The sequence below is a fragment of the Enterococcus sp. S22(2020) genome (assembly GCF_020295385.1).
Classification (GTDB): domain Bacteria; phylum Bacillota; class Bacilli; order Lactobacillales; family Enterococcaceae; genus Enterococcus_L; species Enterococcus_L dunnyi.
In genome coordinates this window covers 617,404-638,860 of the sequence record NZ_JACFUD010000001.1, presented here as the reverse complement: position 1 = coordinate 638,860, position 21,457 = coordinate 617,404, and the positions used below count along the sequence as shown (strand labels likewise).

The window sequence follows — 21,457 nt, the reverse complement described above, 5'->3', positions numbered from 1 at the left end:
TTTTAAAAGTAAGGAGTAATAGGATGAGAACTGCTTTTGTATTTAGTGGACAAGGTGCTCAATATAGTGGGATGGGCAAGGAATTATTTGATAAAGAAAAAATCGTTCAAGACACGTTTGAAGAAGCTAGTGACGTTTTAGGCTATGATATGGCAGAACTTTGTTTTACTGAAAATGAGCGTCTCAATGAAACGATGTATACACAACCAGCTATTTTAACTGTAAGTATTGCTTTTTTCCGCTTATTGCAGGCAAAAGGCTATCGACCAGATGTCGTAGCAGGACTCAGCTTAGGTGAATATAGTGCACTTGTTGCAAGTGGAGCCATTTCATTTAAACAGGCTGTTCAGCTAGTGGCTAAACGAGGCAAATTTATGTCGGAAGCAGCACCTTCGGGGACTGGGAAAATGGTCGCAGTGATGAACGCAGACCGTTCATTGATTGAAGAATGTTGTCTAAAAGCCAGTGAATTTGGGATCGTTTCTCCAGCAAATTACAATACTCCTCAGCAAATTGTGATTGGAGGAGAAGTGACCGCCGTTGATCAAGCAATAGAATTATTGACAGAGGCTGGAGTAAAACGAATGATCCCGCTAAATGTCAGTGGTCCTTTCCATACCGCACTATTAAAACCAGCTTCTGAAAAGCTTGCGGCCGAATTAGATCAAATTGAGTTTACTGAGATGATGATTCCTGTAATCAGCAATACAACAGCGCAAGTAATGAAACAAGCTGAGGTCAAGCAGTTATTGGAACAGCAGGTTATGTCTGCCGTACGTTTTGCAGATAGTATTGAAACAATCAAAAAAATGGACGTTGATACAATTATAGAAGTTGGGCCAGGAAAAACATTGACTGGCTTTATCAAGAAGATCGACAAAGAAATTCAAACAGCTCGTGTGGAAGATGAAAAAACATTAGCTGAAGCAGAGAATCTTTTGAGTGGGAGGTAACCTATGGACGTAAAAGGAAAAAATGTATTGATAACTGGCAGTACACGCGGCATTGGCAAGGCAGTTGCTTTGGCATTTGCTAAAGAAGGTGCAAATGTTGCTTTAAACGGACGTGGAGCAATCGATCCAGAACAAATTGCAGAGCTTGAAGCGTTTGGTATAAAATGTATCGGAGTTTCAGGAGATATCGCAGACTTTGGTTCTGCAGGTGAGATGATCCAAGAAGTCGTTGACAGCTTAGGCTCAATCGATGTGTTAGTGAACAATGCAGGGGTCACGAATGATAAATTATTATTGAGAATGACAGAAGAAGATTTTACTCGTTGTATCCAAATTAATTTAACTGGAACGTTCAATATGACACAACATGCAGTTAAGCGGATGATGAAACAACGTAGTGGAAGAATCATCAATATGTCCAGTGTTGTTGGTGTGATGGGAAATATAGGTCAAGCAAATTATGCGGCAAGTAAAGCTGGAGTGATTGGGTTGACTAAATCAGTTGCAAGAGAAGTAGCAGCAAGAGGAATCACGTGTAATGCAATCGCACCGGGTTTTATTCAAACAGAAATGACAGATGTATTATCAGATAAAGTAAAAGATCAGATGAGTCAGCAAATCCCGCTGAAATCTTTTGGACAGGTCGAAGATGTCGCTGATGCGACGATCTTTTTAGCTAAAAGTCCTTATATTACAGGGCAGGTCCTAAATATAGATGGCGGCTTAGTAATGAACGGCTAAAAAATGCTTGAAAGGAGCGATCGCATGAATCGCGTAGTAATCACAGGTTACGGTGTTGCATCACCGATTGGAAATGATGCAGATACGTTTTTGGAAAGCTTGCAAACAGGGAAAAATGGCATAGGGCCGATCACGAAGTTTGACGCTAGTGAAACAGGTATAACATTAGCCGCAGAGGTCAAAGAATTTCCATTTGATAAATATTTTGTGAAAAAAGATGCCAAACGAATGGATCTATTTTCATTATATGGCATTTATGCAGCATTAGAAGCAATGGAAATGAGTCATTTAGATACTGAAAAAATCGATGTTGATCGCTTTGGTGTAATGGTAGGTTCTGGCATTGGCGGCCTGCAAACCATTCAGGATCAAGTGATTCGAATGCACGAAAAAGGACCGAAAAGAGTTGGTCCGCTATTTATCCCGATGGCGATCGGCAATATGGCTGCTGGTAATATTGCTTTACGTGTGGGTGCAAGAGGAATTTGTTCTGCTACAGTTACAGCATGTGCGACAGCCAATAACTCTATTGGTGAGGCGTTTAGAAATATCAAGCATGGCTATTCTGATGTGATTCTAGCTGGAGGAGCAGAGGCTTCGATTACTGAAATCGGCATTGCTGGATTTGCTTCATTGACAGCTGTAACTTCTTCGGAAGACCCTAACCGTGGTTCGATTCCTTTTGATAAGGATCGTAGCGGTTTTGTCATGGGAGAAGGTGCTGGTATTTTAGTTTTAGAGTCACTAGAACATGCTCAAAAACGTGGAGCTGCGATTTTAGGAGAAATCGTTGGTTATGGTTCTAACTGTGATGCTTACCATATGACATCACCAAGACCGGATGGCAGTGGGGCAGCGAAAGCAATGCAGTTAGCTATTGAAGAAGCATCTGTAGAAGCTGCTGCGATTGGTTATATCAATGCTCATGGTACCAGTACACCATCGAATGATGTAGCAGAAACGAAAGCCATTCAAACAGCCCTAGGAGAGGCTTCAAAAAATGTTCGAGTGAGTAGTACAAAGAGTATGACAGGACATTCTTTAGGAGCAACTGGTGGAATCGAAGCAATTGCAACACTTAATGCATTGCAACACCAATTCATCCCGCCAACGATCAATATCGAGCAACTTGATGAAGCGATCGAAATCGGTAATATCGTTATCAATGAAAGTCAAAAACATACGTTTGATTATGCTTTGACGAATTCGTTTGGCTTTGGTGGTCATAACGCAGTACTTTGCTTAAAACGGTGGGAGGATTAACATGAATATCAATGAGGTAAAAGAATTATTAACACAATTCGATCAATCTACACTGACTGAATTTGATTTAAAAGAAGGTTCATTTGGTCTTTATATGAATAAAAATAAAGGTACGCAAAGAGTGGTTTCTATTGATGAGAATCAGCCAGCCGTGAATTCTAATCCAACTGTTCAAACAGTTTCAGAGCATTCTGTGGAGCAAAATACAACGGTCAATGAGCCTACTGAAAATGCCCCTGTTCCGTTAGCAGAAAATACAGAAGAAATCGTTTCGCCAATTGTTGGTGTTGTTTATTTGAAACCAGCCCCTGATAAAGAAAATTTCAAGCAGGTTGGGGATACTGTGAAAAAAGGTGAAGTCATCTGTATCGTTGAAGCGATGAAATTGATGAACGAGATTACTGCGACTGTTGATGGCGTAATCACTGAGATTCTGATACAAAATGAAGATGTTGTTGAGTTTAATCAGCCATTATTCCGTGTATCAAAAGGAGTGTAAGTATGAATATTCAGGAAATCAAAGAAATCATCCCCCATCGTTATCCTTTTTTATTATTAGATACAGTTGAGGAAATCGTTATTGGCGAAAAAGTGATCGCTAAAAAAAATGTTACGATCAATGAGCCATTTTTCCAAGGGCATTTTCCAGGTGAACCGGTCATGCCGGGGGTTTTGATACTTGAGGCCTTAGCACAAGCTGGCGCTGTAGCATTATTATCTATGCCTGACTTCAAAGGGAAAACAGCGTATTTCGGTGGTATTGATAAAGCAAAATTTAGACAAAAAGTTGTTCCTGGCGATACATTGATGCTAGAGGTAGAAATTGTGAAAGTAAAATCAGTTGCCGGGATCGGCAAAGGAACTGCGACTGTGAACGGTAAAAAAGTAGCAGAAGCAGAATTGACCTTTATGATTGGATAGGTGAGTTATGTTTTCAAAAGTTTTAATCGCAAATCGAGGAGAAATAGCAGTTCGGATTATTCGTGCATGCCGTGAGCTAGGTATTCAGACTGTTGCAGTATACTCTGAAGCTGATAGGGAAGCATTGCACACACAACTTGCAGATGAAGCAATTTGTATTGGACCGGCCAAAGCAGCAGATTCTTATTTAAATGTTCAGCACGTATTGAGTGCGGCAATCGTTACGAATGCAGAAGCGATTCATCCTGGCTTCGGTTTTTTATCAGAAAATAGTCAGTTTGCTGCGATGTGTGAGGAATGTAATATCACTTTTATTGGTCCTAAGGCAGAGACGATCGATGCAATGGGCAATAAGATCAACGCCCGCACGTTGATGCAAAAAGCAGATGTTCCAGTGATACCTGGCAGTACTGGAGTAATCAACTCGGTAGAGGAAGCACTGGAAATCGCAAATACGATTGGTTATCCTGTAATGTTGAAGGCTGCAGCTGGCGGTGGAGGCAAAGGGATTCGTAAAGTTTTAACGAAAGATGAGCTGCCGCAGCATTTTACATCTGCTCAACAAGAAGCGAAGGCTGCTTTCGGTAACGATGATATGTACTTGGAGAAAATCATTTATCCTGCGCGCCACATTGAAGTTCAGATTTTAGGTGACAAGTATGGGCATGTGATCCATTTGGGCGAACGTGATTGTTCTTTGCAAAGAAACAATCAAAAAGTTCTTGAAGAATCTCCATCTATTGCTATTACACCTGAAAAGCGCCAGTTGTTAGGAGAAACGGCTGTACGAGCTGCTAAAGCTGTTCACTATGAAAATGCTGGAACCATTGAATTTTTGATGGATGCAGATGGAGAATTTTATTTCATGGAAATGAATACGCGTATTCAGGTAGAGCATCCAGTTACAGAAATGGTTACAGGCATCGATCTCGTAAAAGCACAGTTAAAAATTGCTGCAGGGGAAGAATTACCTTACACGCAGAAAGATGTGATAATGACTGGTCATGCCATCGAGTGTCGAATAAATGCGGAAAATCCAGCATTCAATTTTGCACCTTCACCAGGGAAGATCAATAATTTATTATTGCCGAGCGGTGGTATGGGGCTAAGAGTAGATAGTGCAATGTATTCGGGCTATTCAATTCCGCCGTATTATGATTCGATGATCGCAAAAGTTATTGTTCATGGATCGGATCGGATGGATGCCTTGATGAAAATGCAGCGAGCCTTAAATGAGATCGTAACAGATGGCATTATTACAAATGCTGAATTTCAGCTGGATTTGATCACTCACGACAATGTATTGGCTGGAGAATACGATACTAGCTTTTTACAAGAAACATTTTTACCAAATTGGAAACCAGAAAGCGATAATTAAAAAGGAGCAGGTGTATGGCTTTATTTAAAAAGAAAAACTACATTAGAATCAATCCGAATCGCGCGGGGGACCAATCTTCTGTAAAAAAACCAGCAGTTCCTGACAATATGTGGGCCAAGTGTCCATGTTGTAAACGAACACTGTATACAAAAGATATGGGGGCAGAGAAAGTCTGCCCTTATTGTGGTTATAGTTTTAGGATCGGTGCTTGGGAAAGGCTTGCGTTGACGGTTGATGAGAAGAGTTTTGAAGAATGGGATACAGACATCGTAACGAAAGACCCGCTAAACTTTCCGGATTATCTAGAAAAAATCACTAAAATGCAGGAAAAAACAGAGCTTCATGAAGCTGTTTTGACTGGGAAAGCTCGTATTGATGAACAAGAAATTGCGATCGGTGTGATGGATGCTAATTTTATTATGGGAAGCATGGGAACAGTTGTGGGAGAAAAAATCACCCGCTTATTTGAACGAGCAACACAGTTACGATTGCCGGTAGTCATTTTTACAGCTTCCGGTGGAGCACGAATGCAGGAAGGGATTTTTTCTCTGATGCAAATGGCAAAAATTTCAGCCGCGCTTAAGCGTCATAGTAAGGCTGGGTTGCTTTATGTAACAGTTTTGACAGATCCAACGACTGGAGGCGTTACTGCTAGTTTCGCAATGGATGGCGATATTATTTTAGCTGAGCCGCAAAGTTTGATTGGTTTCGCAGGACGTCGTGTGATCGAACAGACGATTCGTCAAAAATTACCTGATGATTTCCAAAAGGCAGAATTTTTACTGGATCACGGCTTTGTCGATCAAATTGTCGCTAGAAATCAATTACGGGAAGTTCTTAGTAAATTGATAAAGCTCCATACGATGAAAGGGTGGGAATAAAATGGAAAAAACAGCCAATGATATTGTCACCCTAGCCAGAGCACAAGATCGTTTTACATCTTTAGAATATATCGATGCAGTTTTTGATGACTTTATGGAATTTCATGGCGATCGCTATTTTGGTGATGATTTAGCAGTTGTCGGTGGTATTGCGACTTTAGATGAAAAACCAATCACTGTAGTCGGCATTCAAAAAGGGCGTAATTTACCAGAAAATATTGATCGCAATTTTGGTGCGCCGCATCCAGAAGGATATCGGAAAGCCTTACGATTGATGAAACAAGCAGAAAAATTTGGTCGCCCAGTGATTACCTTTATTAATACAGCGGGTGCTTATTGCGGGATTGAAGCAGAAGAACGCGGTGAAGGTGAAGCAATTGCCAGAAACTTATTGGAAATGTCTGATTTAACAGTTCCAATTATTGCCATCATTATCGGTGAAGGCGGCAGCGGCGGTGCTTTGGCGCTTGCTGTAGGCGATGAAGTTTGGATGCTGGAGCATACGATTTATGCAGTATTGTCTCCAGAAGGATTTGCTTCGATATTGTGGAAAGACGGTAGTCGTGCAAAAGAGGCAGCGGAACTGATGAAAATCACAGCAAATGAGTTAAAAGAATTGACGATCATTGATCGAGTGATACCAGAAGAAATGAACGGTGAAGCTTTAGAACAACCTCAAATCAATCGAATGATTCAAAAAGCACTTATTAGTAAATTAAAAGAATTAGCCCAACTTGATACAGAGACGTTACTAGAAAAACGTTATGAACGTTTCCGTAAATATTAAGCCAAAACAGGAATGTGACTGGTTCGAGCAATTGGAGTAAAAATAGAACAGTACGTTTTTTGTAGTGCTCAGTTTTTTTAAATTGCCGAGGGACCTGACTTTTGGCTATTATTTATCAAGAATTAGAGAGGTTGAGACAGAGGTGTTCAACTCTGAGAAATAAGAAGGAATTCACGGAAATCGATCTTCAAATTTTTGTGAATTTCAGCTTATATCCGAAGGAGTTACTTCTGTTCTCACCGTTTATTCATTTTAAAGGGACTGGGTGGTAACTCATAGAGTTATGTCCCAGTCCCTCGTTTTTTCCGTCAATCACTGTAGACTTCTGAGATCGACCAGATAAAGCCAAAAGGATCTTTGATATTTGCTACTTTGAATTTGTTTGGAACAATAGTTATAGGCATTTCTAAAGTACAGCCGGCATCAAGACTTTTTTCTACAAGTTCGTCAACATTGTCACAGATGAGCTGGATGCAAAATGGTGTGCCGTTTAACGTTAAAGGAGACTTTGCTTCGGAGCCAGGTTGCTCATCTGCTAATGCGAATAAACTTTCACCGATGCTAAAGCGAGCAGAACTGCCTTCCTCTGAACGATTCAGTTCGATTCTTTTAGCATTAAACAGCTCTTCATAAAAGTTTATGGCTGTCTCTGTTTTTGGAACAAAAAGATTGATAGATGCTTTTTTGATCGTTACGCTCATTGAGATTCCTCGTTTCATTTTGTTTAAAAAAAGTGTACCATACAAAGTGAAAACAAGGGAAAACGATTGCTTATATCAGAAATTATGCATGAATGAATTTCTGATTAGCATTTATAGAAATTTTTAGGAAAATGCAGTATAATACATACTTAAGGAGTGCTGGTCTAGTACTCCTTTCATTATGAGAAAATTCATCGTGAGGATGAAAGGAGTTTCTATGTTTTCAAAATTTAAACCAACATGGATGGTTGATGCGATCTATAAAATCACCCCGAATCAATTAAAAAAAATGGGGATCAAAGCGGTCTTAACAGATTTAGATAATACATTGATTGCCTGGGACAACCCTGACGGCACAGAAGAATTACTAACGTGGATCTTGGAGATGAAAAATGCTGGGATTCCAGTTGTAGTTGTGTCTAACAATAAATCCAGCCGAATCAAACGAGCTGTCGAAAAATTTGATCTAGCGTATGTATCAAGAGCTCTGAAGCCTTCTACAAGAGGATTTAGAGAAGCTGAAAAAATGTTGAATTTAAAGCCAAGTGAGTTAGTCATGGTGGGCGATCAAATCATGACAGATATCCGTGGTGCTAATGCAGCTGGGATCAGAAACATTTTAGTACGTCCTATCGTAGATACGGATGGCTGGAATACACGAATCAATCGATTTTTTGAACGTAAAATCATGAAACACTTAGCGAAAAAGCACCCGGATATGGTGTGGAAAGGCGGACTAGAATGAGTGAACTTGAAGAAATTCACTGTATAGGCTGTGGCGCAGTCATTCAAACAGAACTTCCTGATGAATTAGGTTATACGCCAAAAGCGGCGTTAGAAAAAGGCTTGGAGACAGGTGAGGTTTATTGCCAACGCTGTTTTCGCTTGAGACACTATAATGATATCCAGGATGTTCATTTAACTGATGATGACTTTTTACGTCTGTTGAATGAGCTAGGTCGTGAAGATGCTTTGATCGTGAACGTCATTGATATTTTTGACTTCAACGGGTCATTGATTCCAGGTCTGCATCGTTTTATTGGTGATAATCCAGTATTGATGGTGGGCAATAAAGTCGATATCTTGCCAAAATCATTAAAGAAACCGAAAATGATCCAGTGGATGAGAGAACGGGCGCATGAAGAAGGGTTGCGTCCAGTTGAAGTATTATTGACAAGTGCGAAGAAACCACAGGAAATGGAAAATTTGCTTGAAACGATCGAAAAACATCGTGAAGGTAGAGATGTTTATGTAGTGGGGGTGACCAATGTTGGGAAATCAACACTGATCAATCAAATCATCAAGCAAACGGCTGGTGTGAAGGATGTTATCACAACGTCGCAATTTCCAGGGACAACATTAGATAAAATCGAGATCCCGTTAGATGATGGTCATTTCTTGATCGATACGCCAGGAATCATTCATCGTCACCAAATGGCTCATTATCTAGGTAAAAAAGATTTGAAATTGATTGCTCCGCAAAAAGAAATCAAACCAAAAGTTTATCAGTTGAACCCAGAGCAGACCCTATTCTTGGGTGGATTAGCTCGTTTTGATTTTGTTCAGGGAGAACGTAGTTCATTTATCGCTTATGTTTCTAATGATCTGTCTATCCACAGAACGAAGTTAGCAAAAGCAACAGAGTTTTACGAAAAACATGTTGGCGGATTGTTACAACCGCCGCGCCCAAATGAAGTGGCAGACTTTCCAGAGTTGGTTCGCTTTGAATTTTCGATCAAAGAAAAAACAGATATCGTCTTTGCAGGGTTAGGTTGGATCACTGTGACACAACCTTGTGTAGTTGCAGGCTGGGCTCCCAAAGGCGTCGATGTTTTAAGAAGAAAAGCATTGATATAAAAACGAGTGAACATAGAGAGAAGGAAAATTAGTGGAATTAAGAGGAAAACAAAAGCGTTATTTACGGAGTCAAGCCCATCATTTACAACCGATCTTTCAAATCGGTAAAGGTGGATTAAATTCAGCGATGGTCGTACAGATCAACGAAGCACTAGAAAAGCGCGAACTGATCAAGGTCACATTATTACAAAATACAGATGAAATAGCTGAAGAAGTAGCAGTATCTTTAAAAACTGAGATTCATTGCGACATCGTTCAAATCATCGGTCGTGTACTCGTTTTATTTAAACCATCATCAAAAGAAAAATACCAAAAGATCTCTAAAGAAGTTAAAGCAATTTAAACCTTGGAGGGAAGTAAAAATGGGGACAAGTACGAATGCTGCATTGAAAACGCAAGTGATTGTTGAAGAAGCTGAATTATTTCAAAAACGAAAGCAAGTAGGAATTTTAGGCGGTAATTTTAATCCAGTTCATACAGCTCATTTAGTGATGGCAGACCAAGTGCAACAACAGCTTGGTTTGGATAAAGTTTATTTGATGCCGAGCTATTTGCCGCCGCATGTGGATGAAAAACAGACGATCGACAGTGAGCATCGCTTAAATATGCTAGAGTTGGCGATTGCTGACAACAGCAATTTAGCGATTGAACCAATTGAGTTATTTCGTAAAGGCAAAAGTTATACCTATGATACGATGAAGGCCTTGACCCAAAACAATCCCGATACAGATTATTATTTCATCATTGGTGGAGACATGGTAGAATATTTACCAAAGTGGTATAAAATCGATGAATTATTGACACTTACCAATTTTGTTGGGATTCGCCGACCTAATTATGGGACGATCACACCGTACCCGATCATTTGGGTCGATGTTCCGCAAATGGATATTAGTTCGACCTTGATTCGTGAAAAAATGAAAAATGGCTGTTCGACTCGTTACTTACTGCCTGATAGTGTGATACACTATATAGAAGAAAAGGGGCTGTATGTCGATGAAATTTAGCGGAGCTTATACATCCTTAAAACGAGAAGAACTAATGCAAAAAGTTCAAATGCGTATGAGTGAACGTCGTTTTTTACACGTATTAGGTGTGGAAGAAACAGCTGTTGCCTTAGCAGCTAAATACGGTGCTTCCGAAGAAAAAGCCAGTATTGCAGCTTTGACTCATGATTATGCAAAAGAACGTCCAGATGAAGAATTTGAATTGATTATTCAGCGGGATGGATATGACCCTGAGCTTTTAGCCTATGGAAACGCAATTTGGCATGGGTTGGTCGGTGCTAGTATGGTGGAAAGAGAGCTTGGTATAGAAGATGAAGAAATTCTTCAGGCGATTCGTCTTCATACAACAGGTGCTGCTGAGATGAGTTTGTTGGATAAGATCATTTACGTTGCTGATTATATTGAACCTGGTCGAGATTTTCCAGGAGTGAAGGAAGCAAGAGAATTAGCTTTACTTGATTTAGATAAAGCTGTTGCTTACGAAACGAAGCATACACTGATGCATTTAATTGAAAAAGAACAAAAAATTTATCCCAAAACAATTGAAACATACAATTATTGGGTAAGTAAGAAAAGAGGAAAAGATCATAGATAGTCAACAGATATTAGAAATCGCTGTAAAAGCAGCGGATTCAAAACGTGCAGAGGAAATCGTCGCTTTAGATGTACATGAGATTTCACTTTTAGCAGATTACTTCATGATTTGTGAAGCCACAAGTGAACGTCAAATCAACGCTATTGTGGAAGAAATCATTGAAAAAGAAGAAGAAGCACAAGTAGAAGTAAAAAGAATCGAAGGGAAAGATGGCGGGAAATGGGTCTTGATTGATCTAGGTGAGATCATTGTCCACGTCTTCCAATCATCAGAGCGTACTTTTTATAATCTAGAAAAACTTTGGTCAGATGCACCAATGGTCGATCTTCACGCTTGGGTCGAGTAACATGGCATATGAAACATTTGCTTTTGTATACGATGAAGTAATGGACGACAGTCTTTATGACGAATGGCTGGCTTTTTCAAAGCGTCATTTACCAGAAGATAAAAAAGAAGTCTTAGAAATGGCTTGCGGTACAGGTGCATTGGCTGTGAATTTTGCGAAGGCGGGTTTTTCAGTAACGGCATTGGATCTATCTGAAGAAATGCTGATGATGGCAAGCAAGAGAGCGGCAGAAGAAGAGGTCCATATTCAGTTTGTTCAAGGAAATATGATGGATCTATCTGAAATGGGCCAATACCAGGCAATCACCTGTTTCTCTGATTCTCTATGCTACATGGAAAATCGTCAGGAAGTCCAGCAAGTCTTTGATGATACCTATCAAGCGTTGGAAGAAGAGGGTATTTTTATTTTTGATGTTCATTCTGTTCATCAAGTAGATCATGTGTTTCCAGAGTATAGCTATCATTATCAAACGGAAGAGTTTGCTTTTTTGTGGGATAGCTACCCTGGAGAAAAAGAACACAGTATTGAGCATTTTCTGACTTTCTTTGTGAAGGAGCATGAGAGTGATGAAGTGTTTATTCGTCAGGATGAACTTCATAAAGAGCGGACATATTCTATGGATAATTACTTGATGATGCTTGAAAGTGCGGGATTTGCGAATGTTGAAGTTTATGCTGATTTCACGGATGAAGCACCCACAGAAGAAAGTAAACGCTGGTTTTTTGTCTGCCAAAAATAAAAAGATACTTAAGATCGACGTGTGAGCAGTGTGAAGCTTTTGAGCTTTTGCCTGCTCTTTTTTTATAAGGAAAGTAAAAATAATCTGGGTAAAGGAGAAAACGAAATGAAGAGCTGCGGTATCATCGTTGAATACAATCCTTTTCATAATGGCCACCAGTATCATGCAAAAATGGCTCGGGAACTAAGTCAAGCGGATGTAGTGATTGCTGTCATGAGTGGAAATTTTTTGCAAAGAGGAGAGCCAGCGATCATTGATAAATGGACGAGAGCGAAAGAAGCGCTAAATCATGGTGTTGATTTAGTGGTCGAACTGCCATTTGCTTATGCTGTGCAATCGGCAGATTATTTTGCTAGGGGGGGCATCAAGCTTCTTCATGCGTTGGAGTGTGATTCATTATGCTTTGGTACAGATGATCGCTCTGAGATGGATTATCAAAGATTTGGTGAGTTTGTGAAAGACCACCAAACTGAAATCGATCAGCAATATCAAACGATCAAAAATAATGGGATGAGCTATCCACAGCAGATGACGGAAGTTTTTCGCAAAATTTATCCTGAAAACGGACTTAATTTTTCTACGCCAAACCATATCTTAGGCCTAAGTTATGCAAAAGAAAATGCCCATTATGATAAACCGATGGTATTATATCCGCTAAAACGAGAGCAGGCTGGCTATCACGACTTGAAGATACATAGCCGATTTGCTAGTGCAACGGCGATTAGGCAAGCTGTTTTTGCTAATGAACTTTCAGGAATCAGACAAGTTTTACCTGAACAAGTAAGTAAAGATCTGGAACAAGCTGCTATCGTGTCATGGGAAAATTATTGGCCGTTATTGAAATATAAATTGATCAGTAGTTCAATCGAAGAGTTGCAGGAGATTTATCAAATGAAAGAAGGCATTGAATATCGCCTAAAAGAAGCTGCCAAGGATGCTGATTCTTTTTCTGTATTTATAGAAAAAGCAAAAACAAAGCGCTATACTTGGACACGTTTGCAAAGGTTAGCGACGTATCTTTTGATTAATGTAAGTCAACAGGAAATCGAAGCTTCCTGGCGCCATAGTCATTTACATGTATTAGGTTTTACAGAGAAAGGACAGCAGTATTTAAAGGAAAAGAAAAAGACTGTGTCCTTACCGCTGATCACTAAAGTATCTAAAACTTTGAATGATCGATTGTCATTAGATATCCGTAGTGATCAGATTTATCGTTTAGGAAATACTGCTATTTCGGAACAAAATTTTGGTCGAAGTCCAATCCGTTTGCCATAAAAGCAAAAAAGACTTAACAAAAGTTTGATTGACAAGTATAATAAGAAAGGCGCAATAATCAAAAAAACTATAATGAATGAAAGCGAAGTGAGAATATGGGTCGTAAGTGGGCAAATATTAAAGAGAAAAAAGCTGCCAAAGACGCGAATAACAGCCGAGTTTATGCGAAATTCGGAATCGAGATTTACGTAGCAGCGAAATCGGGTGATCCTGACCCTCAAGCAAATCAAAAATTACGGTTTGTTATCGAGCGCGCAAAAACATATAATGTACCAAAACATATCATTGATCGAGCAATTGAAAAGGCGAAAGGCTCAGGAGACGAACAATACTCTGAGTTACGCTATGAAGGCTTTGGTCCCAATGGATCGATGGTTATCGTAGATGCACTGACAAATAATGTGAATCGTACAGCTTCTGATGTACGTGCAGCTTTTGGTAAAAATGGTGGAAATATGGGTGTCAGTGGTGCTGTTGCTTACATGTTCGATCATACAGGTGTGATCGGTTTTGCTGGTGATGATGCAGATGATATTCTTGAATACTTGATGGAAAAAGATATCGATGTTCGTGATGTAACAGAAGAAGATGGACAAATCATTGTTTATACTGAGCCTGAGGATTTACATGCAGTGCAAGAAGCATTAAAAGAAAAGGGCATCGAAGAATTTTCAGTGGCAGAATTAGAAATGATTGCACAAAATGATGTCGAGCTGTCTGGAGAAGATCTAGAAAAATTCGAAAAAATGATTGATGTGCTGGAAGATTTAGATGATGTTCAAAAAGTATACCACAACGTTGACTTAGGTGAATAAGGGATTTTTTAACAGAATGAGACAAAAGCCGCTTTGGTTCTAGCAATGGGAGTAGCAGCCGAACAATATGTTCTTCGTATTGCTCGTTTTTTGCAAAATTGCTGAAGAATTTGACTTTTGAACATCGTTTATAAAAAAAGCAATGACCGGAACAAAACTAGAATACAGTTTTGTTCCGGTCTTTTTTTGTACCTAAAATGAAGACAAAAAAACCCTTCATACACACACTATATGAAGGGAAACACAATATGAAAAACTAAGAACAAGAATATAATATCACTTTCTTTTGAAATTCTCAAATATTTAGCATTTTATAGAAATTTTTGAGAATTTATAAGACGAAGAAATCTATTTATATAATTTTTCGTTATTTAATCGATTGCCTTAGAGAAGAAACCATAGCGTACTATATTATAAAATAATTTAAAATATTCTTTTTATGTTTCATTTATAACAAGTATTAATCAATAAATAATCCTAAAAAAAACAAAGCGTAGCATAAGGAAATCAGCCTCAAAATATAAGCTGTTATTAATAGAAATTATTCTGCGATTCCTGTTTCAATTATTTTACTTTATCATTTTAGCAGTATAGAATCTATTTAAAACTATTGTTTATATAGATAACTAAATAACATTTAAATAATAAAAGTGGCTGTGAAAGTAAATTTGGTTAAGGGGGAGAGGAAGTTGAAAAGAGTAGGAACTGTTTTGTCTTTATGTGTTCTGCTATTATTCGTCATTGGAGACTCTATTCGAGCAACTGCTGATGAGAGTCAGACTACGCTTCAGACAACTTCTACGGAAAATCTGAATGAATCTACAGAATCATCCAGTGAGATGTCATCAGAAATAAATATCCAATCAACAGATCAAACAGAGGAAACAATCAATAGCGAAGAAGAAGTCGTAGAAAATGAAACCGTTCCTACAGATGTCAAAGAGTATGTGGCACCAGATCCTCGAACAGTTTCTGTCGGAAATAGTACACTCAGTTCTTCAGTAGCCAGCGGTTCATATGGACAGGACATCGTTACGATTTCTTATGACTATAGCATTACTGTTATTGGATTAGCAATCAATGATAAACCAATCATCACTATACAACTGCCATCTGAGATCGCTAACCAAATAAACAACGATGTCACAAAGCAGCAGGATTTTTTAGCTTTACTCACAGGGACAGTCAGCTATCCTGGAACCACAAATCAAGATATCCATAGTACGACGAATTCAGTCAGCTTATCCTACAGCAATGCTTATAATTCCATTTATGTGACGTTTCCAACGAGTTCATTAGTTTTACTTCCAGGAACTAAATGGTCTGTTTCTCTCTCCTTTGATGTTGGTGCGATGTATAAACGGGGGATCTCGATTCCAGCAGCCACAGGGGCAAATTATCCGATTCGAGGAACCTTTACAGATGTCGGCACAGGGTTAGGGGCAATCAGTATCATTGTCGGAAACAATACTAAAACAGGGACGATCAATAAAACGCAGTTGGTTTTAGGCACATATCCAGTGCCGCGTGTCACGCCAGCTAGCGTCAATGCACTTTCCCATCTTCAAACAAATGTGACCGGGAATATCCAGCAGACACAAGACAGCGGCTATAATTATACTGTTCAGCTCACTATCAATCATACAGATGGGACAACGACACCGATTATTGTTAACAATATACCAGTAGACAGTTCGGGAAACTTTAGCACAACATTATCTTCCGCGCTTGAATATGGTGATACGCTATCTTCGATCGTTTATGCTAGATCCAAGACAAATACGGATTATGTTCAAAGTGCATCTTCAACACTTCGAACAGTGAGCTGGACGATCAATCCAGTCAGTGCTATCACAGTAGTCGGCGGGGCAACTCAATTATCAGGAACAGCAACACAAACTTCACTGGGGAGTTATCAAGTGAAATTACAAATAAACAACGGTACGACCTATACCACTTCTTTAAATGCTAATGGAAGTTTTCTGTTTTCCAGCTTACCCACTTTCCAAGGTGGAGAATCTGTCAAAATCTGGATCCAAGGTCTAAGTACACGTACAGGGGCTCAGCTTTTAGCAAGTAGTGATTTCATACGGACAGTTCCTTATCCAGTTCCACAAATCTCACTCGTTCAAACGATTGAACGTAGAAATGCTCAAGGCAGTTGGGAGTCTGCATCATCGGTCGTTACGGGTCAAACTGTTCGTTATACCTTGACGGCTACTTTAATTAATCAACCAGCAACATGGATGAACCAACAATTGAAATCGTCGATTCCAGCCGGTTTAACGCAATTAAGTGCAGCAACGTTGACGAAAAAATCAGCAGCTGGTGTCAGTACACCAGTCTTGGGTGTTCAACTCTTAACAGATACAAATTCAAATACACAATATTGGTATTATCAAAATACATTAGCAGCGAATAATTTTACTGAAGCCAATACCAGTTTTATCTTGCAATATACAGGAGTTGTAGCTGATGGAGCTGTAGATCAAACCCTTGCATTTTTAGATACGATCAACGGGAGCGATGGTGGAGGAACAGCGATTCCTACTCAAAGCAGTACCGCTTCTACAACAGTAAAAAGCGGTGCATTACGATTTGTTCAGTCTCCTACACAAATTTCATTTACTAAAATACCGATTCCAAATAAAACAACTGCTTACAGTCCTAGTAATATAAACGCTCCTCTTGTTATTGCAGACGGCCGTGTGACAAAAAGTCAATGGCATTTGCTTGTCAGAGAAAGTCAAGCGATGCACTCGACAACAACAAGTAAAACAGTCAATCAGGCGTTTGCTTACCGGAAAAGCGGGGTTGATTATCCGATTACTACGTTAGCTTCAGAAGTGTATGCCTATACAGCAGCAGATGATACGAACGTTCAGATCCCTTGGAATCAGCAGAATGGACTGTTTTTAAAAATAGGTCCAGATATCAATATAAATGTAAATGAGGCATATACAGCTGAATTACAGTGGATTTTATCTGATACACCAATTTAAATTGCTTTAGCTTCTTTAATCAGGAAGTTAAAATAAAAAAATGGAAAGAAGGAAGTAAAAATGAAAAAGGTATTCTTTATCTCAGGCGTGTTTACTGCATTAGCGATTTCTTTTAGTTTCTTTGGTGGAAGTAGAGTTGAGGCAGCACAAGCAGGTACGATCAAATCAAATGCAGATATTACATTCGCTTTAGACAATTCAACAACGTCCCCAGTGAATCCAACCGATCCGACACAACCTGTGACACCAAATCCAGCAGATCCTCATCAGCCTGGAACCGCAGGCCCATTGAGTATCGACTATGTTTCTAACTTTCATTTTGGCACACAGCAAATTAAACCGGGAAGTGCTACATACTATGCCCAACTGGATCAAGTTCAAAATAGTGGAGGAAATCTTATCAGTGTACCAAACTATGCGCAGGTAACAGATAAACGTGGGTTGAATTTAGGTTGGAAGTTATCAGTAAAACAAGATGCACAATTTGCGACAAGCGATACGACGCCAGCAGTTTTAGATAATGCTGTTTTAAGCTTTCTAGCAGCGACACCAAATTCAACTCAGTTGATTGCTTTAGCGCCAGTTTCAGTGCCAGTGATCTTAGACCCAACAGGTGCTGCAACCTCTCGAGTGGCAACTGCTGCAGCTTCAACTGGAATGGGTACTTGGACGCTTGCCTTTGGTACAGGTGCAAGTGCTGCACAAGGGGTGCAATTAACAGTGCCTACAGCAACCAAAAAGGTAGCTTCAAGCCAATACAAAACAACACTGACTTGGATTTTAGATGATACACCATTATAGGTAAGACAGATTTAAGTAATTTCTGAAAAGAGTACAATTCAAGAAATGAATCGTGCTCTTTTCAATTACATAATTAAAGGTATCTAAAAGGAGTTTTTATGATGACTAAGAGTAGGTTAAAAAAAGGTTTCGCACTAATTTTATTCTTTATTTCTTTTGTTGCTGGTCATAATGTCTATGCGAATGAAATGGATTTTTCTGTAAGAGCCATTTTACCGGAAAACCAGCGAAGTCAAGATGCCAGTTATTTCGATTTGAGGGTAACACCCGGACAAAAACAAACGCTCGATATCGAATTGACCAATGATACGGACCATGATATCACGATCATCATGTCTGCCAATTCAGCGATTACCAATGATAATGGAATCGCTGATTACTCTCATAAGAAGACGAAAAAAGACCCATCAGCTGCAATAACGTTTAGTGAAATAGCACAAATGCCGGAAGAAATCGTTTTGGCAAAAAAATCCAAAAAAATTGTAGAATGTGTCATTACAATGCCGGAAAAATCCTTTGATGGTTATGTTTTAGGCGGACTATACTTTGAACAGAAGAAGGATGAGGCAGAAGAAACAAATAAAAATGAAGCCGTAGCTATCGGGAATCGTTTTTCTTACGTCGTTGGAGTTTTGCTGAGTGAAACGGATCAGGAAGTGAGACCAGAGTTAGCTTTAAATGAGGTTAAGGCAGACCAGTTCAATGGAAACAATATTGTCACGATGAATATTCAGAATAAACAATCAGCAATGATCAAAAAGCTGCAGGTAGATGCAAAACTTTATTATGAGCAGGAGAAAAAGCCGCGCTATGAAAACCATCAAGAAGCTCTGACAATGGCTCCCAACACCAATTTCAACTATCGAATCGATTTAAAAGAACAACCCTTTGTAGCAGGGAATTATACAGTAAAAATCAAAGCGAATGATGGCTACAAAGATTGGACTTGGGAACGGAAATTTGACATAAAAGAAAAAGAAGTAAAAAAATATAATGCAACAGCTGTGAATTTACCTCCTGAGCCAAAAAAACAATTCCCTTGGGCGATCGTGATCAGTGTAGGAATCGGACTTCTTATAGTTATCATTGGCATCATTTATTATTTCAAACAGAAAATGAAGAAGACGCAGCAAGTGCACCAAGAAAAATATGATGAATTGAAAAAGAATCTCGATCAATTAAATGAAAAAGAAAAATAGATAAGTCCGAATATATCACGTAACTTAAAATAGTTAAACAATAGTAACAGAATGCAAACATAAATATCACAAATTCTTCACAGTTGAGCAGTATTATTAGTTCATACCAAACAAACAACCCTAACAAAACACTTTTTCATTTTTAACTCCTTGCCCGCCCTTCCCCGAGGGTGGGCTATTTTTTATTAGATTTCCGTTTATTAAAAAAATCATCTGATTTATCTTTTGACATACGAGATAAACCAGATGAAGCAGAAATAGTAGTATTTAATTCGTAACGATCAATGATCAAAAATTAGGCCATATCCTAAGGCACAAACTTCTCTAATATAAGTTTTGATTTTTGCTGAGGATCTTGAAACAGCTGGAAGCCCGCTAATACTAGAAATTCCTAAGCGTTTGGCTAATAATTTTGATCGATAGATATGAAAATCGCTAGTTACGATGACCGTTTTGCCGAGTGATTGTTTTTTTTGTGCATTCTGAATGTTTTCTTTGGTTCGGGTAGAGGTATCCTCTTTTAAAATTTGAGTGTCGGGAATTCCCTTGACTCTTAAATATTCAGCCATGACATTCGCTTCACTATCAGGCTCATCAGCTCCTTGGCCGCCGCAGACGATCACTGTTGCTTCTGGGTGCTCCTTCAGATAGGGAACCGCGACATCAAGTCTTTCTTTTAAGACAGCACTTGGATAGGCATTATCTTTTGAAGAACCTTTGACTTGCGCACCTAAAATCAAGACAGTATCTGGATTCTTTATGGGTTGATCCTTTGTTCCGCTAAAAATCATTGCTAGAACAACGGCAGCATATATTGTTCCAATACCAATTATTATGACCACGATCTGTTTCATCCTTTTCACCATACCACAACCTTTCATTATTCAGTTTAGTAGATAAACGAAAGTAGTGGCGGGCAATTTATTTTATTTAAACTATTTTTAACTTTTTTTAGAAAAGCATAATATCGTTAGTCATTTATAGTACACTATATATGACTTGAATGAAAGGGGAGAGACATATGAGAACAGAGCAAGAAATGCTTCGCTTGATTTTAGATACCGCAAAAAATGATTCTCGAATCTTGGCTGTAGGAATGAATGGTTCAAGGACAAATCAGCGGGTGCCAAAGGATACATTTCAAGATTTTGATATTGTCTATATCGTTGATGCTGTTGCCCCATTTATTGAGGATCAAGAGTGGATCGATCGCTTCGGTACACGTTTGATCATGCAGACGCCAGAAACTATGACGTTGTTCCCTGCGACTAAAAATGGACGTTTTACATATTTAATGCTTTTTGAGGATGGAAATCGGATCGATTTGACTCTGTGTCCAAAAGAGCAGGCAAACAATTGGAATGAGGGAGACCGTTTGGCGGAAATCTTGTTGGATAAAATACAGATACTGCCTATTTTATCTCAAGCGACAGATCAGGATTATTGGGTCAAAAAGCCGACACAAGAAGAATTTTTGGATTGCTGCAATGAATTTTGGTGGGTGAGTACTTATGTAGTCAAAGGACTGTGCCGAAATGAATTACTGTATGCTGCTGATCATCTATATGAACATTGCCGCAAAGAGCTTTTACGATTGCTGAGCTGGCAAGTGGGGGCAGAAAATGATTATGCACTCAGTGTCGGGAAAAACTATAAATATTTGCCGAACTACTTGTCGGATAAGCATAATGAGCTGTTGTCAAAGACGATGAGGATGTCAAATAGTGAACAACTATGGGACTCTTTGATTTTACTACAAAAGGCATTCTGTTCTTACGCACGAATTTTTTCACAAATGAACCATTTTGGTTATGATCATGGTCAAGCAGAAAAAGTAATGACTTACACAAAAAAACACTACTTATTATCAGAAAACAAGCAGTACTGATGGAATAGAAGGATAAAAGAACATTAAGAGTTTATTTTACTTAAATCATTTATAAATAATTTGGAAATTAGTGAAAGTTATTAGAAAATGGGCTTTTTTCCTAGCCCTGATGTGTGGTAGAATGATAAGTGCACTGTATCAAATTTTGATACATACGATTTCCTTTATATTTGAAAAAAAGTAAAATTAAGCATTTATACATATAAAATAAATTTTTCTCATATATAAGCAAATTAATTGAAGATTGTCAGAATTTTAACTACACTAATCGAATAAAGCTACTTATTTTATATTCGTGAGATATTTTA

Annotated in this window: 23 protein-coding genes; 21 read left to right on the top strand and 2 right to left on the bottom strand. The window is 38.8% G+C overall.

Annotation, left to right across the window (positions count from 1 at the left end):
- Positions 1–23: 23 nt before the first annotated feature.
- The 8 genes from fabD to H3T55_RS02955 are packed head-to-tail and all read left to right on the top strand — an operon-like array spanning position 24 to position 6,924.
- Entirely contained in the window at positions 24–953 is a 930-nt protein-coding gene (fabD, locus tag H3T55_RS02990) for an ACP S-malonyltransferase (RefSeq protein WP_225532765.1), read from the top strand.
- Positions 954–956: 3 nt separating this feature from the next.
- Positions 957–1,694 carry a 3-oxoacyl-[acyl-carrier-protein] reductase gene (gene fabG / locus H3T55_RS02985; protein ID WP_087639260.1) on the top strand — a complete coding sequence of 246 codons (738 nt, stop codon included), beginning with the start codon at positions 957–959 and terminating at the stop codon, positions 1,692–1,694.
- Positions 1,695–1,718: 24 nt separating this feature from the next.
- Positions 1,719–2,957, top strand: coding sequence for a beta-ketoacyl-ACP synthase II (fabF, locus tag H3T55_RS02980; RefSeq protein ID WP_225532766.1), 1,239 nt, complete (start codon positions 1,719–1,721; stop codon positions 2,955–2,957).
- Between the two features lies 1 nt (position 2,958).
- A complete protein-coding gene (gene accB / locus H3T55_RS02975; RefSeq protein ID WP_225532767.1) occupies positions 2,959–3,456 on the top strand; it encodes an acetyl-CoA carboxylase biotin carboxyl carrier protein in 498 nt (165 codons plus the stop codon).
- Positions 3,457–3,458: 2 nt separating this feature from the next.
- Positions 3,459–3,878 carry a 3-hydroxyacyl-ACP dehydratase FabZ gene (gene fabZ, locus H3T55_RS02970; RefSeq protein WP_225532768.1) on the top strand — a complete coding sequence of 140 codons (420 nt, stop codon included), beginning with the start codon at positions 3,459–3,461 and terminating at the stop codon, positions 3,876–3,878.
- 7 nt (positions 3,879–3,885) lie between these two features.
- A complete protein-coding gene (locus H3T55_RS02965; protein ID WP_225532769.1) occupies positions 3,886–5,256 on the top strand; it encodes an acetyl-CoA carboxylase biotin carboxylase subunit in 1,371 nt (456 codons plus the stop codon).
- A 14-nt stretch (positions 5,257–5,270) separates the two neighbouring features.
- Positions 5,271–6,137 carry an acetyl-CoA carboxylase, carboxyltransferase subunit beta gene (gene accD, locus H3T55_RS02960; RefSeq protein ID WP_225532770.1) on the top strand — a complete coding sequence of 289 codons (867 nt, stop codon included), beginning with the start codon at positions 5,271–5,273 and terminating at the stop codon, positions 6,135–6,137.
- A 1-nt stretch (position 6,138) separates the two neighbouring features.
- On the top strand, positions 6,139–6,924 hold the full coding sequence (locus H3T55_RS02955; RefSeq protein ID WP_225532771.1) for an acetyl-CoA carboxylase carboxyl transferase subunit alpha: 786 nt from the start codon (positions 6,139–6,141) through the stop codon (positions 6,922–6,924).
- A gap of 308 nt (positions 6,925–7,232) precedes the next feature.
- On the opposite strand, the gene H3T55_RS02950 is transcribed toward H3T55_RS02955, so the two are convergent.
- Positions 7,233–7,643, bottom strand: coding sequence for a VOC family protein (locus H3T55_RS02950; RefSeq protein ID WP_225550082.1), 411 nt, complete (start codon positions 7,641–7,643; stop codon positions 7,233–7,235).
- Positions 7,644–7,842: 199 nt separating this feature from the next.
- Here H3T55_RS02950 and H3T55_RS02945 point away from each other — a divergent pair, with 199 nt between their 5' ends.
- The 12 genes from H3T55_RS02945 (at position 7,843) to H3T55_RS02890 (ending at position 19,261) form a co-directional block, all read left to right on the top strand.
- Positions 7,843–8,370: a YqeG family HAD IIIA-type phosphatase gene (locus H3T55_RS02945; RefSeq protein WP_225532773.1), complete on the top strand. Its 528-nt coding sequence runs from the start codon at positions 7,843–7,845 to the stop codon at positions 8,368–8,370.
- A complete protein-coding gene (yqeH, locus tag H3T55_RS02940) occupies positions 8,367–9,482 on the top strand; it encodes a ribosome biogenesis GTPase YqeH (protein WP_225532774.1) in 1,116 nt (371 codons plus the stop codon). The genes H3T55_RS02945 and yqeH overlap by 4 nt, the downstream gene beginning before the upstream one ends.
- A gap of 31 nt (positions 9,483–9,513) precedes the next feature.
- Entirely contained in the window at positions 9,514–9,825 is a 312-nt protein-coding gene (yhbY, locus tag H3T55_RS02935) for a ribosome assembly RNA-binding protein YhbY (RefSeq protein WP_225532775.1), read from the top strand.
- A 19-nt stretch (positions 9,826–9,844) separates the two neighbouring features.
- On the top strand, positions 9,845–10,489 hold the full coding sequence (locus H3T55_RS02930; RefSeq protein WP_225532776.1) for a nicotinate-nucleotide adenylyltransferase: 645 nt from the start codon (positions 9,845–9,847) through the stop codon (positions 10,487–10,489).
- Entirely contained in the window at positions 10,479–11,084 is a 606-nt protein-coding gene (gene yqeK, locus H3T55_RS02925; RefSeq protein WP_412523554.1) for a bis(5'-nucleosyl)-tetraphosphatase (symmetrical) YqeK, read from the top strand. The genes H3T55_RS02930 and yqeK overlap by 11 nt, the downstream gene beginning before the upstream one ends.
- A gap of 7 nt (positions 11,085–11,091) precedes the next feature.
- On the top strand, positions 11,092–11,430 hold the full coding sequence (gene rsfS, locus H3T55_RS02920) for a ribosome silencing factor (RefSeq protein ID WP_087639273.1): 339 nt from the start codon (positions 11,092–11,094) through the stop codon (positions 11,428–11,430).
- A 1-nt stretch (position 11,431) separates the two neighbouring features.
- Positions 11,432–12,169, top strand: a complete 738-nt coding sequence (locus H3T55_RS02915) for a class I SAM-dependent DNA methyltransferase (RefSeq protein WP_225532778.1) — start codon at positions 11,432–11,434, stop codon at positions 12,167–12,169.
- 105 nt (positions 12,170–12,274) lie between these two features.
- The gene (locus H3T55_RS02910) at positions 12,275–13,444 is read left to right on the top strand and encodes a nucleotidyltransferase (RefSeq protein WP_225532779.1); all 1,170 of its coding nucleotides are present in this window, start codon (positions 12,275–12,277) and stop codon (positions 13,442–13,444) included.
- 95 nt (positions 13,445–13,539) lie between these two features.
- Positions 13,540–14,259 carry a YebC/PmpR family DNA-binding transcriptional regulator gene (locus H3T55_RS02905; protein WP_087639276.1) on the top strand — a complete coding sequence of 240 codons (720 nt, stop codon included), beginning with the start codon at positions 13,540–13,542 and terminating at the stop codon, positions 14,257–14,259.
- Positions 14,260–15,098: 839 nt separating this feature from the next.
- On the top strand, positions 15,099–17,261 hold the full coding sequence (locus tag H3T55_RS02900; protein ID WP_412523557.1) for a hypothetical protein: 2,163 nt from the start codon (positions 15,099–15,101) through the stop codon (positions 17,259–17,261).
- 60 nt (positions 17,262–17,321) lie between these two features.
- Complete coding sequence (locus H3T55_RS02895) at positions 17,322–18,062, top strand: WxL domain-containing protein (protein WP_225532781.1); 741 nt, start codon at positions 17,322–17,324, stop codon at positions 18,060–18,062.
- A gap of 101 nt (positions 18,063–18,163) precedes the next feature.
- Entirely contained in the window at positions 18,164–19,261 is a 1,098-nt protein-coding gene (locus H3T55_RS02890) for a DUF916 and DUF3324 domain-containing protein (protein ID WP_225532782.1), read from the top strand.
- A 281-nt stretch (positions 19,262–19,542) separates the two neighbouring features.
- On the opposite strand, the gene H3T55_RS02885 is transcribed toward H3T55_RS02890, so the two are convergent.
- Complete coding sequence (locus H3T55_RS02885; protein ID WP_263864619.1) at positions 19,543–20,115, bottom strand: YdcF family protein; 573 nt, start codon at positions 20,113–20,115, stop codon at positions 19,543–19,545.
- Between the two features lie 167 nt (positions 20,116–20,282).
- On the opposite strand from H3T55_RS02885, the gene H3T55_RS02880 reads away from it, so the two are divergent.
- On the top strand, positions 20,283–21,149 hold the full coding sequence (locus H3T55_RS02880; RefSeq protein ID WP_225532784.1) for an aminoglycoside 6-adenylyltransferase: 867 nt from the start codon (positions 20,283–20,285) through the stop codon (positions 21,147–21,149).
- Positions 21,150–21,457: the final 308 nt, after the last annotated feature.

Coding starts and splice junctions, on each gene's coding strand:
- H3T55_RS02945 (WP_225532773.1), top strand. CDS start 7,843: ATGTTTTCAAAATTTAAACCAACATGGATGGTTGATGCGATCTATAAA.
- H3T55_RS02890 (WP_225532782.1), top strand. CDS start 18,164: ATGACTAAGAGTAGGTTAAAAAAAGGTTTCGCACTAATTTTATTCTTT.
- accB (WP_225532767.1), top strand. CDS start 2,959: ATGAATATCAATGAGGTAAAAGAATTATTAACACAATTCGATCAATCT.
- fabG (WP_087639260.1), top strand. CDS start 957: ATGGACGTAAAAGGAAAAAATGTATTGATAACTGGCAGTACACGCGGC.
- yqeK (WP_412523554.1), top strand. CDS start 10,479: ATGAAATTTAGCGGAGCTTATACATCCTTAAAACGAGAAGAACTAATG.
- H3T55_RS02950 (WP_225550082.1), bottom strand. CDS start 7,643: ATGAAACGAGGAATCTCAATGAGCGTAACGATCAAAAAAGCATCTATC.
- yqeH (WP_225532774.1), top strand. CDS start 8,367: ATGAGTGAACTTGAAGAAATTCACTGTATAGGCTGTGGCGCAGTCATT.
- fabZ (WP_225532768.1), top strand. CDS start 3,459: ATGAATATTCAGGAAATCAAAGAAATCATCCCCCATCGTTATCCTTTT.
- H3T55_RS02900 (WP_412523557.1), top strand. CDS start 15,099: ATGTCATCAGAAATAAATATCCAATCAACAGATCAAACAGAGGAAACA.
- fabD (WP_225532765.1), top strand. CDS start 24: ATGAGAACTGCTTTTGTATTTAGTGGACAAGGTGCTCAATATAGTGGG.
- H3T55_RS02915 (WP_225532778.1), top strand. CDS start 11,432: ATGGCATATGAAACATTTGCTTTTGTATACGATGAAGTAATGGACGAC.
- H3T55_RS02885 (WP_263864619.1), bottom strand. CDS start 20,115: ATGAAACAGATCGTGGTCATAATAATTGGTATTGGAACAATATATGCT.
- H3T55_RS02905 (WP_087639276.1), top strand. CDS start 13,540: ATGGGTCGTAAGTGGGCAAATATTAAAGAGAAAAAAGCTGCCAAAGAC.
- H3T55_RS02955 (WP_225532771.1), top strand. CDS start 6,139: ATGGAAAAAACAGCCAATGATATTGTCACCCTAGCCAGAGCACAAGAT.
- H3T55_RS02965 (WP_225532769.1), top strand. CDS start 3,886: ATGTTTTCAAAAGTTTTAATCGCAAATCGAGGAGAAATAGCAGTTCGG.
- H3T55_RS02910 (WP_225532779.1), top strand. CDS start 12,275: ATGAAGAGCTGCGGTATCATCGTTGAATACAATCCTTTTCATAATGGC.
- fabF (WP_225532766.1), top strand. CDS start 1,719: ATGAATCGCGTAGTAATCACAGGTTACGGTGTTGCATCACCGATTGGA.
- H3T55_RS02895 (WP_225532781.1), top strand. CDS start 17,322: ATGAAAAAGGTATTCTTTATCTCAGGCGTGTTTACTGCATTAGCGATT.
- accD (WP_225532770.1), top strand. CDS start 5,271: ATGGCTTTATTTAAAAAGAAAAACTACATTAGAATCAATCCGAATCGC.
- H3T55_RS02880 (WP_225532784.1), top strand. CDS start 20,283: ATGAGAACAGAGCAAGAAATGCTTCGCTTGATTTTAGATACCGCAAAA.
- H3T55_RS02930 (WP_225532776.1), top strand. CDS start 9,845: ATGGGGACAAGTACGAATGCTGCATTGAAAACGCAAGTGATTGTTGAA.